Here is a 13,400-nt window from a genome sequence, read left to right as displayed (position 1 = left end):
CTCCATGAAAGTGCGCCAGCTTAGGACAACAGGAGCCGAAGATGAAAGCGCCGCGCGTTACCCTGGATCAGTGGCGAACCCTGCAGGCAGTGGTCGACCACGGTGGTTTCGCCCAGGCGGCCGAAGCCCTGCACCGCTCGCAGTCATCGGTGAGCTATACCGTGGCGCGCATGCAGGACCAGCTCGGCGTGCCGCTGCTGCGCATAGACGGGCGCAAGGCGGTGCTCACCGAAGCCGGCGGCGTGCTGCTGCGCCGCTCGCGGCAGTTGGTCAAGCAGGCCAGCCAGCTCGAAGACCTGGCCCATCACATGGAACAGGGCTGGGAGGCCGAAGTACGCCTGGTGGTGGACGCCGCCTACCCCAGTGCACGCCTGGTACGCGCCCTCACCGCCTTCATGCCGCAAAGTCGCGGCTGCCGCGTACGCCTGCGCGAAGAAGTGCTGTCGGGGGTCGAGGAAGTGCTGCACGAAGGCGTCGCCGACCTTGCCATCAGCAGCTACAGCATCCCGGGTTACCTGGGCACCGAAATGAGTGCGGTGGAATTCGTCGCCGTCGCCCACCCCGAACACAGCCTGCACCGCCTGGGCCGCGAACTCAGCTTCCAGGACCTGCAAAGCCAGTTGCAGGTGGTAATCCGCGACTCGGGCCGCGCGCAACCGCGTGACGTGGGCTGGCTGGGCGCCGAACAGCGCTGGACGGTCGGCAGCCTGGCCACCGCTGCCACCTTCGTCGGCAGCGGCCTGGGCTTTGCCTGGCTGCCGCGTCACCTGATCGAGCGTGAACTGCGCGAAGGCGTGCTCAAGCCGCTGCCGCTGGATCAGGGTGGCAGTCGCCACCCGCTGTTCTACCTTTACTCCAACAAGGACAAACCGCTGGGCCCGGCCACACAGATCCTCATCGAATTGCTGCGCAACTTCGATACCGCGCCGCTGGATGTGCCGTTCGCCGCCCCCGCCCAAGCCTGACAGGACTCGCCGATGGCCTATTTCGAACATGAAGGTTGCACCCTGCATTATGAGGAATACGGCCAGGGCGAGCCCCTGGTGCTGCTGCACGGGCTGGGCTCCAGCAGCCAGGACTGGGAGTACCAGGTACCGGAGCTGGCCCGCACCTACCGCGTCATCGTGCCGGACGTGCGCGGCCACGGCCGCTCCGACAAGCCCCGCGAGCGCTACAGCATCACCACGTTCAGCGCCGACCTGCTGGCCTTGCTGGAGCACCTCGGTACCGGCCCGGTACACCTGGTGGGGTTGTCGATGGGCGGCATGATCGGGTTTCAGTTTGCCGTCGATCACCCGGCCTGGCTGCGCAGCCTGTGCATCGTCAACAGCGCCCCCGAGGTCAAGCTGCGCAGCCGCGACGATTATTGGCAGTGGGCCAAGCGCTGGACCCTGGCGCGCCTGCTCAGTCTGGAAGCCGTCGGCAAGGCTCTGGCCGCACGCCTGTTCCCCAAACCCGAACAGCTTGAGCTGCGACGCACGATGGCCGAGCGCTGGGCGCGCAACGACAAGCGCGCCTACCTGGCCAGTTTCGATGCCATCGTCGGCTGGGGCGTACAGGAACGCCTTGGGCAGATCCGCTGTCCTACCTTGGTCATCACGGCCGACCACGACTACACGCCGATACAACTTAAACAGCGCTATGTCGCCCTTATCCCTCAGGCACGACTGGCGGTCATCGACGATTCACGGCACGCTACACCGCTGGATCAACCCCAGCTGTTCAACCAGACCCTGCTGCAGTTTCTGGCGACAGCTTCAACCCCCTCTCAAGGATCATTGAGTTCATGCTGAAAAAACTTCTGCTTGGCGCCTGCTCGGTCGTTTTCGCCACCAGCCTGATGGCCGCTGAAAAAGCCCCTCACGTCGTGCTGGACACCAGTTTTGGCCAGATCGAGGTCGAACTGGACCCGGTCAAGGCGCCGATTTCGACTAAAAACTTTCTGCAATACGTCGACAGCGGTTTCTACACCAACACCATTTTCCACCGTGTGATCCCGGGCTTCATGGTGCAAGGCGGCGGGTTCACGGCGCAGATGCAGCAAAAGCCGACCCAGGACCCGATCCGCAACGAAGCCAGCAATGGCCTGCACAACACCCGCGGCACGCTGTCGATGGCACGTACCTCCAACCCGAACTCGGCCACCAGCCAGTTCTTCATCAACGTGGCCGACAACGCCTTCCTGGACCCGGGCCGCGATGCCGGTTATGCCGTATTCGCCAAGGTGGTCAAGGGCATGGACGTGGTCGACCAGATCGTCAACTCGCCCACCACGCGCAAGAACGGCATGGCCGACGTGCCGGTTGACCCCGTGCTGATCAAATCCGCCAAACGCATCGACTGAGCATCGGGTTCACAGGGACGTGAACCATGACCGGCCTGGTCGATTCAGACAGGAGTTACCGTTTTGAGGCTGTACCGCCGTTTCGAAAAGCTGATCGATATCTTCCGTGAGGCGCCAACGGCGGCGCCACCGGGCAAAGTCCTGCCTTTCTACCTTTACTACCTGCGCCAGGTATGGCCCAGCTTTGCCGTGCTGCTGGTGGTCGGCCTGATCGGAGCGATGATCGAGGTGGCGCTGTTCAGCTACCTGAGCCGTATCATCGACCTGACGCAGGGCACCCCGAACCTGAATTTCTTTCGCGACCACGCCGGCGAGCTGATCTGGATGCTGGTGGTGGCGCTGGTCCTGCGGCCGATATTCGTCGGCCTGCATGACCTGCTGGTGCACCAGACCATCAGCCCGGGCATGACCAGCATGATCCGCTGGCAGAACCACACCCATGTGCTGCGCCAGAGCATGAACTTCTTCCAGAACGATTTTGCCGGGCGCATTGCCCAGCGCATCATGCAGACCGGCAACGCCTTGCGCGACTCGGCTGTGCAGGCGGTGGATGCGCTGTGGCACGTGCTGATCTATGCGATCAGCGCCCTGGTGCTGTTCGCCGAGGCCGACTGGCGCCTGATGCTGCCGCTGACCGGCTGGATACTCGCCTACATCGGTGCCCTCTGCTACTTCGTGCCCAGGGTCAAGGCACGGGCCGTGGTGTCGTCCGACGCCCGCTCCAAGCTGATGGGGCGCATCGTCGACGGCTACACCAACATCGCCACCCTCAAGCTGTTCGCCCACACCGACTTCGAACAGCAGTACGCCCGTGAAGCGATCAGCGAGCAAACCGAGAAGACCCAGCTGGCCTCGCGCGTGATCACCAGCATGGACGTGGTCATCACCAGCCTCAACGGCCTGCTGATCGTCGCCACCACGGGCCTGGCGCTGTGGCTGTGGACCCAGTCGCTGATCAGCGTGGGCGCCATCGCCCTGGCCACCGGCCTGGTGATCCGTATCGTCAACATGTCCGGCTGGATCATGTGGGTGGTCAACGGCATCTTCGAGAACATCGGTACCGTGCAGGACGGCCTGCAGACCATCGCCCAGCCGGTGACGGTCACCGATCTGCCGAATGCGCCGGCGCTCAAGGTGGAGCGCGGCGCGGTGCATTTCGACAATGTGGACTTCCACTACGGCAAAAAGGGCAGTCGCATCATCAGCGGCCTGAGCCTGGACATCCGGCCGGGCGAGAAAATCGGCCTGATCGGCCCTTCGGGGGCGGGCAAGTCGACCCTGGTCAACCTGCTGCTGCGCCTGTATGACCTGGAAGGCGGGCGCATCCTCATCGATGGCCAGGACATCGCCCAGGTGACCCAGGCCAGCCTGCGTGCGCAGATCGGCATGATCACCCAGGACACCTCGCTGCTGCACCGTTCGATCCGGGAGAACCTGTTGTACGGGCGGCCGGATGCCACTGAAGAAGCACTGTGGGAAGCGGTATGCCGTGCGCGCGCCGACGAGTTCATCCCGCTGCTGTCAGATGCCCAGGGCCGTATGGGGCTGGATGCACATGTGGGCGAGCGCGGGGTCAAGTTGTCGGGTGGCCAGCGTCAACGTATCGCGATTGCGCGGGTGCTGCTCAAGAATGCGCCGATCCTGATCATGGACGAGGCCACCTCAGCGCTGGACTCGGAAGTGGAGGCGGCGATCCAGGAGAGCCTGGAAACCCTGATGCAGGGCAAGACGGTGATCGCGATTGCGCACCGCCTGTCGACCATTGCCCGCATGGACCGCCTGGTGGTGCTGGAGAAAGGCAGGATTGCCGAAGTGGGCAGCCATGCCGAGTTGCTGGCGCACCAGGGCTTGTATGCGCGGCTGTGGCATCACCAGACAGGTGGTTTTGTCGGGGTCGATTGAAGGCCGCGGCGTCTGCTTCGCTGGCAAGCCAGCTCCCACAGGTCCGATGTACGCAGGCCCTGTGGGAGCTGGCTTGCCAGCGAAGGGGCCCTCAAATCTGTTTGAAAGGCAATGCCGAACGCGCTTGCTCGGCATACCCCATCACCCCCACCCGCTCCTGCGCCAGAAAGTCCTGCACCGCCGTCTTCAGCCCCGGATGCAGCAAATAGTGCCACGACCGCGTGATCACCGGCTCGAACCCGCGAATCAGCTTGTGCTCACCCTGTGCGCCCGCATCGAAACGCTGCAGCCCCTGGGCGATGGCCATGTCCATGCCCTGATAGAAACATGTCTCGAAATGCAGCCGGTCGAACTCCGCCAGGCACCCCCAATACCGACCATACAGACTGTCACCAGCGACCAGGCTGAACGCCATTGCCACCTCGCGCCCGCCCTGGCACGCCATCACCACACGGATCGTCTCGGGCATGCGCTCGGCCAGCAGACTGAAAAATGCCCGCGTCAGGTACGGCGCACGCCGGCGCACGGCATAGGTATTGGCGTAACAGGCAAACACGAAATCCCACTGCGCCTCGCTCAACTCATCGCCGCAGTACCACTGGAACTCGATCCCCTGCCCCGCCACCTGCTCGCGCTCCTTGCGCATCTGCTTGCGCTTGCGCGAGCTGAGGCTGTCGAGAAAGTCCTGAAAGTCCCGGTAGCCCTGATTGCGCCAGTGAAACTGGCAGCCCAGGCGTTCCATCCAGCCCTCGCGCCCGCGCAATACCTCATCGCTGGCGGCATCGGTGAAGTTCACATGCAACCCCGACAGGCCTTGTTCGAACAGGCTGTCGGTCACGCCATCGAGCAGTTCCCCGGCCGCCTGCGCATCGCCCAGCAGGCGAGCGCCGCTGACCGGCGAGAACGGAACGGCACACAGCAACTTGGGGTAGTAGTCGATACCCGCGCGGGCACAGGCGTCAGCCCAGCCATGGTCGAACACATATTCGCCAAAGGAATGGGTCTTCACATAGGCCGGCATGGCTGCGCGCAGTTGCCCCGCGGCATCGCGCAGCAAGGCATGCGCCGGCGTCCAGCCGGTACGCGGGCTTACGCTGCCACTGTCCTCCAGGCTGCGCAGAAAGGCATGGCGCAGGAATGGCTGGTCATCCGGCACCAGGGCATCCCAGGTGGCGGCGTCGATATCGGCGAGGTGCGGCAGGCGTGAAATGGGCATGCGCGCAGTCTGCCCCTTCGTGCAGGCAAAAAAAAAGCCCCGCGGGGGCGGGGCTGAAGATCTAACGGATGAAGGAGTGTTGTTGCAGGGGTAACCCTTAGAACACGTACTGCGCGCGCATCACGAAACCGTCGCCGCTGTCGTCGCCAACAGTGTTTTCAGCATTGTCGGTCTTGGCCTTGACGTACACGCCGCTGAGCTTGATCGACTCGTTGGCGTACCAGTTGACGCCCAGGTTGTGCACCTTGGCTTCGATATCACCCACATCGGCAAACGCGCCGTTGTTGTCGTCAACGCTCAGGTGGTCATAGCGATAGAACACTTCCCAGGCTCCGATCTGCTTGTTCGCAGGCTTGATGGCGTCGAACTTGCCGAGCTTGTAGCCACGCGCCTCGCCAGTGATGGTGTAGGCCACCTGACCGTAGTAACCGTCGGCCTTGATGTCGGAGAAGGCAGCGTCATCGGCTTGCACGTCACGCTTGATGTACTCGCCCTGTACCGAGAACGGACCGGCCGCGAAGGCCGCTTCCAGGCCCCAGGCCTTGTCGGTGTCGTAGGCACCGACCGGGGTGTTGTTCTGGCCACCCAGCACCAGGCGGTTACCGTTGGCACCGGCATCCTGACCACCATCGGTGCTCACCCCACGCATGCCCAGGCGGCTGCGGATACGGCCATCGAACGCGGTGTCGGCCAGGTCACGCTGGGCGTAGTTCACGCCGATGTGCAGGACATTGCCGGCTTCGTGCATCGGTGCGAACACACCACGCAGGTTGAACTGCTTGGTGCTGTCGCCGTCCTTGTCCTGATCGGTGGCGTCCTTGGCGAACAGGCCGGCAGAGCCGTACAGCGAGTCACCGGCATTACCCGACACCTGGATGCCCATGCCGCCGTTGTGTGCGTTGGCCCAGTCCGCCAGGTCATAGGCAGCGGTACGCTCCTGCGCGGTTACCCATTTGGAGCTGGTGGCTTTTTCCAGGCCGAACTCGGGGTCGAAACGACCGACCTTGATCGACACGGGCTTGAAGCCGTTGTAGGCCAGCGAGGCTTCGTCGAAGTAGCCGTCCGACTCGCGGTTGTCGCCACCGGAGTTGTGCGAGAAGTCGTAGTTGATCTGGTAAGCCCAGTCGGTGTAGAGCACACCACCCAGCTCCAGGAAGGCGCGACGCATGTAGCCGGCATCAGCCGTGTCGCCATCACGGGTGTAGAAACCATCGAAACGGCTGTAGTCGGCCTGTACCCGACCGCCCAGCTTGAAGCTGAATTCCTTGTCGGTGGTAGCGACCTCCAGGCCGCCCTTGGTCTTGACTACGATATCGGCGCCGTCGGTAGTCACGGTGCCCGCGAAAGCCTGGGCGGTAACGGCCATGGCCAAGGCGCTGGCTACGAAACCTGCGAAGTGCTTACGGATCATCGAACAAACTCCCCTACGTTCATAAACGTTTATGGTCTTGATTACGTTGAAAAAACACGCGGCTCAGGCCACTTGTGCTGGGGAGGAATCTTGGCGGGGGGTTATGTCAGCTCAGTGGCTGTTAGATAAATGTTTCGTGACAGGGGAACTTTTTACTTCGATTGTGAATAAGGCAAAAGGCCCCGTTGCAGGGCCTTTCACGTCGCTTTTCAGGATTTGCCGGCCGAGCGCCGCTCGGTCGCCAGGCGCTCGGCCAACGACTCGACATTGATCGCCGGCGTCTCGGGCAACGCTTTCACGGTCGCCTGGGCCAGGCGCAACTGGCGCAGAAACCGGCGGCAGTGACGACAGAACAGCAGGTGCTGGCGCGTCATCAGGCGATCGCCCAGTGTCAGTTGGTCATCCAGGTAATCGCTGGAACGCGCGACCAGTTCCTTGCAACTCAGCATTGGCCGGTTTCCTCGAAATGCTCCAGGGTGGCAAAGACCTTCAGGCGCGCCCGGTGCAGCAGCACGCGAACATTGGAGAGCGACAGCTCCAGAAGATTACAGATCTCGTGCAGTTCCAGGCCCTGGCGCTCGCGCAGCACCAGCACACTGCGCTGCAGGTGCGAGAGGCTGAGCAGGGTGTGCTCCAGGCATTGGCGCAACTCGTCCTGGCTGAGCAGGGCTTCGGGGCTGTCTTCGTGCCAGGCCGCAGGCCCCGCCAACCAGTGCCCGTCGCGGGCGAAGCGGTCATCGCCGACACTGCCGTGAGGGCCAGGCAGGTCGTCGAGCAACACCTCGCGGCGGTTGTGCCGATAGCGCGTCTTGGCCGCATTCGCGGTGATGGTCAGCAACCAGGTCTTGAGGCTGGAGCGCCGCTCGAAGCCTGGCAAGGCGCGTACCACGGCCAGCCACGCATCCTGCACCGCTTCATCGGCGTGGCGGCTGCCCACGATCGCGTAGGCTACCGCACGCATCGCCCCCTGATAGGTCTGCACCAACTCGGCAAACGCCTGCTGTTCACCTGCCAGCAGGCGTTCGAGCAACCGGGCTTGTGCGTCTGGCATGACGCAACGGCACTCAGCGTTTGCGCAGTATCACGCTGCCGATCGAATAGCCTGCGCCAAACGAGCTGAGCACGCCCAGCGCGCCCGTGGGCAGGTCGTCCTGATGCTTGTGCAGGGCAATCACGGAACCGGCGGAGCTGGTGTTGGCGTAGCTGTCGAGGATCACCGGGGCTTCCTCGACCAGCGCGTCGCGGCCCAGCAGCTTCTTCACGATCAGGTGGTTCATGCTGAGGTTGGCCTGGTGCAGCCAGAAGCGTTTCACGTCGCTGACGTTGAGGTTGTTCTCGCCCAGGTGCTGGCCGATCAGTTCGGCAACCATCGGGCACACCTCGCGGAACACCTTGCGGCCTTCCTGCACGAACAGCTTGTCGGCTGAATCGACACCCTCTTCCCCGGCCCGGTTGAGGAAGCCGAAATTGTTGCGGATGTTATTGGAGAACTGGGTCAGCAGCTTGGTGCTGACGATGTCGAACTGGTGCGCCGAGGTGGCGAGGTCGGCGCGCTCGACCAGCACCGCAGTGGCCGCATCGCCGAAGATGAAATGGCTGTCACGGTCACGGAAGTTCAGGTGGCCGGTGCAGATCTCCGGGCTGACCACAAGCACCGCACGGGCCTGGCCCAACTGCACGCTGTTGCACGCCGCCTGGATACCGAAGGTGGCCGAGGAGCAGGCCACGTTCATGTCAAAGCCAAAGCCGGCAATGCCCAGGGCCTGCTGCACTTCGATGGCAATCGCCGGGTACGGGCGCTGCAGGTTGGAGCAGGCGACGATCACCGCGTCCACGTCGGCCGCCGTGCGCCCGGCACGCGACAGGGCCTGCTCGGCCGCCGCCACGCCCATCTGGCAGAGGATCGACGGCTCGTCGTTGCTGCGTTCGGGCAGGCGCGGCTTCATGCGCTGCGGGTCAAGGATGCCTGCCTTGTCCATCACGAAGCGGCGCTTGATGCCCGAGGCCTTTTCGATGAACGCGGCGCTCGACTCGGCCAGCGCCTGCACCTCGCCCCGCTCGATGGCGGCGGCGTTGTCGGCATTGAACTGGTTGACGTAGGCGTTGAAAGACTCGACCAGCTCTTCGTTGGAGATGCTGTTGGCCGGGGTGTACAGGCCGGTGCCGCTGATGACGACGTTATGCACGGTCGTTCCTCTGTTCGGGGGCCATTGCCTGCCCGGCAACGACCTGTTCGGTCAGTCAAATGGCACGTGAGTACCAAGTTGTACAGGCAACGCCCCAGGCAAGCGGGGCAATGCGCTGTGCTGCATGCTGTAGCGGGACAGGCGCCGGCCAATCAGGGCCGGCGCCGCACCGCGAAGTTCGCCAAGTGTGCCACAAGTCTCGGCGATTAGGCTTCCACCTGACTCCACTGCTTGGCCAGGCGCTTGTCGGAAATCGGCACCTTGGTGCCCAACTGCTGGGCGAACAGCGATACCCGGTATTCCTCGATCCACCAGCGGTACAGCACCCCTTGCTCGTCGCGCTTGCCTTCCTGGGCATGCTTGTCGGCGCGCGCCTTGTACTGTGCCCACAGGCCGCTCAGTTCACCGCTCCAGACGCGGTCCTTCTGTACCTGCGAACCGAGCTTCTCCAGACGCAGCTCGACGGCCTTGAGGTAGCGCGGCAGTTCCTTGAGCCACACGGCCGGGGTTTCACGCACGAAGCCCGGATACACCAGGTTGGCCAATTGCTGCTTGATGTCGTTGAGCGCCACGGCCTGGGCCAGGTCGATCTTGCCCTTGAAACGCTTTTGCAGGCCGTGCCAGAGCTTGAGGATATCAAGGGTCAGTCGCGCCAGGCGTTCGGCGTGGTCGGCCCAGTGGCCGCGCTTGCGCTCGGCCAGCGAGGCCAGGCCCGCGCCATCCCGTGGCAGGCTGCTTTCACCGTCCAGAATGCAGGTGTCCAGGCTGGCCAGCAGGATGTCCTCGACCAGCGCATCGACCCGTCCCAGCTCGCGGTACAGCAGGCCCAGCTCGGTCAACCCGGGCAGCTTGGTGCGCAGGAACTTGGCAGGTTCGGCCAGTTGCTGCAGCAGCAGGCGTTGCAGCGCGCGGCGGTGCTGGAACTCGGCTTCGGCCAGGGTCGAGAAACGCCCTTCCTTGACGGTGCCGCCCTCTTCCACCAACGCCGGGTACACCGTCATCGACAGCCCGGCGATCTTCTGCTGGGCGGTCTGGGCGACCTCGGCGAACACCTTGGCCTCCACCGGCTGCTGGGCCTTGGCCGACTGCGGCACGGCCAGTGCAGCCTGGCTGGCGGCAACGAAGCGCGCCGTGAGCTCGGTCAGGTCGCGGCCCTCGCCAAGAAACTTGCCTTGGCCATCGACCACCTCCAGGTTCATCTTCAGGTGGTTTTCCACCTGCGCCGCTGCCTCGGCCCACGCCTCGTCCGTCACCCGCACGCCGGTCATGCGCAGCAATTCGCGGCCCAGTGCCTGGGGCAACGAGCCCTCGGCGAAGGTCATGCGCTGCAATGCCGCCTTGACGAAGTCCGGCACCGGCACGAAGTTCTTGCGCAAGGCCTTGGGCAGGTTGCGCACCAGGGCAATGCACTTGGCCTCAAGCAACCCTGGCACCAGCCACTCCAGGCGTTCGCCCGGCAGGCTCGGCAGCAACGGCGCCGGCACCCGCACAGTCACCCCGTCACGCGGGTGGTTGGGCTCGAAGTGGTAGCTCAGCGCCAGGCTCAGGTCACCCAGGCGCAGGGTATCGGGGTACTGCGCAGCGGTGACTTCACTGGCTTCGCGCGCCAGCACGTCCTCTTCGCGCATGATCAGCAGTTGCGGGTCTTGCTGGCTGGTGACGCGGTACCAGCTGTCGAAGGTCGCCGTCTGGTGAATTTCAGCCGGCAGGCGCGCTTCGTAGTAGCCGTAGAGGGTTTCTTCGTCAGCCAGGATATCGCGCCGACGCGCCTTGGCTTCCAACTCGTCGAGCTGCTCGAGCAAACGCGTGTTGGCCGCCAGGCACTTGGCCCGTGACTGGATTTCGCCCCCTACCAGCGCCTCGCGGATGAACAGCTCGCGGGACATCTGTGGGTCGATGGGGCCGTAATGCACCGGGCGACGGCCGACCACGATCATGCCGTACAGCGTGACCTGCTCGTAGGCCACCACCTGGCCGCGCTTTTTCTCCCAGTGCGGTTCGAAGTGGTTCTTCTTGATCAGGTGCCCGGCCAGCGGCTCGATCCAGTCGGGCTCGATCTTGGCGACCATGCGTGCATACAGCTTGGTGGTCTCCACCAGCTCGGCGGTCATCAGCCACTGCGGGCGCTTCTTTCCCAGCCCCGAGGAGGGGTGAACCCAGAAGCGACGCTGGCGTGCGCCGAGATAGTCGCCGTCTTCGGTCTTCTGGCCAATCTGGCTGAGCAGCCCGGAGAGGATCGCCTTGTGCAGGCGCGGGTAGTCGGCCGGCTCCTTGTTGATGCTCAACTGCAGGTCGCGGCAGATCAGGCTCAACTGGCGGTGGGCGTCGCGCCACTCGCGCAGGCGCAGATAATTCAGGAAGTTCTTGCGACACCAGTTGCGCAGCGGGCTGGCGGTCAGTGCCTGGCGCTGCTCCTCGAAGCCACGCCACAGGGTGACCAGCGCGGCAAAATCCGAGTCGGGGTCTTTCCACTGTGCATGGGCCTGGTCGGCGGCTTGCTGACGCTCCGGCGGACGCTCGCGCGGGTCCTGCACCGACAGCGCACTGGCGACGATCAGCAATTCCTGCAGGCTGCCTTGCTTGGCACCCTCCAGCAGCATGCGGCCCAGGCGCGGGTCGACCGGCAGACGCGCCAGCTGTCGTCCCAGTGGCGTCAGCTGATTTTCGCGGTTGACCGCCGAGAGCTCCTGCAACAGGTTGAAGCCGTCGCTGATGGCCTTGCCATCGGGCGGCTCGATGAACGGGAACGCATCGATCTCGCCCAGACGCAGGTGCAGCATCTGCAGGATCACTGCCGCAAGGTTGGTGCGCAGGATCTCGGGGTCGGTAAACGCCGGCCGACCGTTGAAATCCTCTTCGCTGTACAGGCGCACGCAGATGCCCGGCTCGACCCGCCCGCAACGGCCCTTGCGCTGGTTGGCACTGGCCTGCGAGACCGCTTCGATGGGCAGGCGCTGGACCTTGGCGCGGTAACTGTAGCGGCTGATGCGCGCGGTGCCGCTGTCGATCACGTAGCGGATGCCCGGCACGGTCAGCGAGGTTTCGGCAACGTTGGTGGCCAGCACCACCCTGCGCCCCGGGTGGGACTGGAAGATCTTCTGCTGCTCGGCCGGCGACAGCCGGGCGTACAGCGGTAATATTTCGGTATGGCGCAACTGCGCCTTGCGCAGCATCTCGGCGGCATCGCGAATTTCGCGCTCGCCGGGCAGGAACACCAGCACATCGCCCGGCCCCTTGCCGAGGCTGCGCTCGTGGGCGGCAATTTCGTCGAGGGTGGCGAGGATCGCCTGGTCGACGGTCAGGTCGTCCTCGACGCGGTTGCCCTCCTCGTCCTGCTCGCTGGTGAGCGGGCGGTACCAGGTCTCGACCGGGAAGGTACGCCCGGATACCTCGATGATCGGCGCATCGTTGAAGTGTTTGGAGAAACGCTCAAGATCAATGGTCGCCGACGTGATGATGACTTTGAGGTCCGGGCGGCGCGGCAACAGGGTCTTGAGGTAGCCGAGCAGGAAGTCGATGTTCAGGCTGCGTTCATGGGCTTCGTCGACGATGATCGTGTCGTAGCGTTCCAGAAAGCGGTCGTGCTGGGTTTCGGCCAGCAGGATGCCGTCGGTCATCAGCTTGACCAGGGTGTTGGCGTCGCTCTGGTCTTCGAAACGTACCTGGTAACCGACCAGTGCGCCCAATGGCGTGCCGAGTTCTTCGGCGACCCGCGTGGCCACGCTGCGCGCAGCGATACGGCGTGGCTGGGTGTGGGCGATCTGGCCGTGCAGGCCACGACCGAGTTCCAGGCAGATCTTGGGCAACTGGGTGGTTTTGCCCGAGCCGGTTTCACCGGCGATGATCAGCACCTGGTGCGCGGCCAGCACCTTCTTGATCTCGTCGCGCTTGGCCGCGATCGGCAGGCTGTCGTCGTAGTGAATACGCGGCACGCTGTGCTGGCGCGCTGTGACCTGTGCGCAGGAAGCCTGAACCCGCGCCGCCCATTGGGCGAGCTTGGCCTCGTCGGGGCGCTTGCGCAGTTCATGCAGTTGCCGGCGCAGGCGATGGCGCTCGGCAATCATGGCATGGTCAATGTTTTTCAGCAGTTGCTCGATATCGGCGTTCTGGTCAGTCATGACGTCTTTTTAATAATGCAGGTGAGCCTGCTTTCACATGATCGGCGTTGTCAGGCGGGGATTGTCGCAGATTTGCCCCGCCACGGCACGGTTCGACCGTTCGGGGCAATGTTTAGCCAGCGCGCAACTGAAGGTATACAAAGCCCGATTTAATGAACCTTGTGCCACGTGGGAGTATCAGCGCATGACTTCACCCTTGTGCATGCCCCGCCCCGTGATGCGC

General features: G+C 64.0%; 10 protein-coding genes. 4 read left to right on the top strand and 6 right to left on the bottom strand.

The genetic code is table 11. The features are described 5' to 3' along the window. The first annotated feature begins 41 nt into the window (after window positions 1-41). The 4 genes from KUO17_RS16325 (at window position 42) to KUO17_RS16310 (ending at window position 4,246) form a co-directional block, all read left to right on the top strand. A complete protein-coding gene (locus tag KUO17_RS16325; protein ID WP_217976569.1) occupies window positions 42-965 on the top strand; it encodes a PA3225 family LysR-type transcriptional regulator in 924 nt (307 codons plus the stop codon). 12 nt (window positions 966-977) lie between these two features. Beyond that, window positions 978-1,793 (top strand): alpha/beta fold hydrolase, encoded by an 816-nt coding sequence (locus tag KUO17_RS16320; RefSeq protein ID WP_217976568.1) that lies wholly within the window; start codon window positions 978-980, stop codon window positions 1,791-1,793. Then, window positions 1,787-2,344 carry a peptidylprolyl isomerase gene (locus KUO17_RS16315; RefSeq protein WP_217976567.1) on the top strand — a complete coding sequence of 186 codons (558 nt, stop codon included), beginning with the start codon at window positions 1,787-1,789 and terminating at the stop codon, window positions 2,342-2,344. The genes KUO17_RS16320 and KUO17_RS16315 overlap by 7 nt, the downstream gene beginning before the upstream one ends. A 69-nt stretch (window positions 2,345-2,413) precedes the next feature. After that, window positions 2,414-4,246: an ABC transporter ATP-binding protein gene (locus KUO17_RS16310; protein WP_217976606.1), complete on the top strand. Its 1,833-nt coding sequence runs from the start codon at window positions 2,414-2,416 to the stop codon at window positions 4,244-4,246. A 91-nt stretch (window positions 4,247-4,337) separates the two neighbouring features. Here KUO17_RS16310 and KUO17_RS16305 read toward each other — a convergent pair whose 3' ends face one another. From KUO17_RS16305 to hrpA, 6 genes are all read right to left on the bottom strand, one after another. After that, on the bottom strand, window positions 4,338-5,462 hold the full coding sequence (locus KUO17_RS16305; RefSeq protein ID WP_217976566.1) for a GNAT family N-acetyltransferase: 1,125 nt from the start codon (window positions 5,460-5,462) through the stop codon (window positions 4,338-4,340). A 97-nt stretch (window positions 5,463-5,559) separates the two neighbouring features. Continuing rightward, window positions 5,560-6,873 (bottom strand): OprO/OprP family phosphate-selective porin, encoded by a 1,314-nt coding sequence (locus KUO17_RS16300; protein WP_217976565.1) that lies wholly within the window; start codon window positions 6,871-6,873, stop codon window positions 5,560-5,562. Window positions 6,874-7,082: 209 nt separating this feature from the next. After that, window positions 7,083-7,322: an anti-sigma factor family protein gene (locus tag KUO17_RS16295; RefSeq protein WP_217976564.1), complete on the bottom strand. Its 240-nt coding sequence runs from the start codon at window positions 7,320-7,322 to the stop codon at window positions 7,083-7,085. Further along, on the bottom strand, window positions 7,316-7,924 hold the full coding sequence (locus tag KUO17_RS16290) for an RNA polymerase sigma factor (protein WP_217976563.1): 609 nt from the start codon (window positions 7,922-7,924) through the stop codon (window positions 7,316-7,318). Before KUO17_RS16290 ends, KUO17_RS16295 begins: the two co-directional genes overlap by 7 nt. A gap of 13 nt (window positions 7,925-7,937) precedes the next feature. Then, on the bottom strand, window positions 7,938-9,059 hold the full coding sequence (locus KUO17_RS16285) for a beta-ketoacyl-ACP synthase III (RefSeq protein ID WP_217976562.1): 1,122 nt from the start codon (window positions 9,057-9,059) through the stop codon (window positions 7,938-7,940). Between the two features lie 206 nt (window positions 9,060-9,265). Beyond that, complete coding sequence (gene hrpA, locus KUO17_RS16280) at window positions 9,266-13,177, bottom strand: ATP-dependent RNA helicase HrpA (RefSeq protein WP_217976561.1); 3,912 nt, start codon at window positions 13,175-13,177, stop codon at window positions 9,266-9,268. Window positions 13,178-13,400: the final 223 nt, after the last annotated feature.

Source organism: Pseudomonas aegrilactucae (assembly GCF_019168305.1).
GTDB lineage: Bacteria > Pseudomonadota > Gammaproteobacteria > Pseudomonadales > Pseudomonadaceae > Aquipseudomonas > Aquipseudomonas aegrilactucae.
The sequence above is the reverse complement of the archived record's forward strand: the minus strand, read 5'-3'. Positions and strand labels throughout refer to the sequence as shown.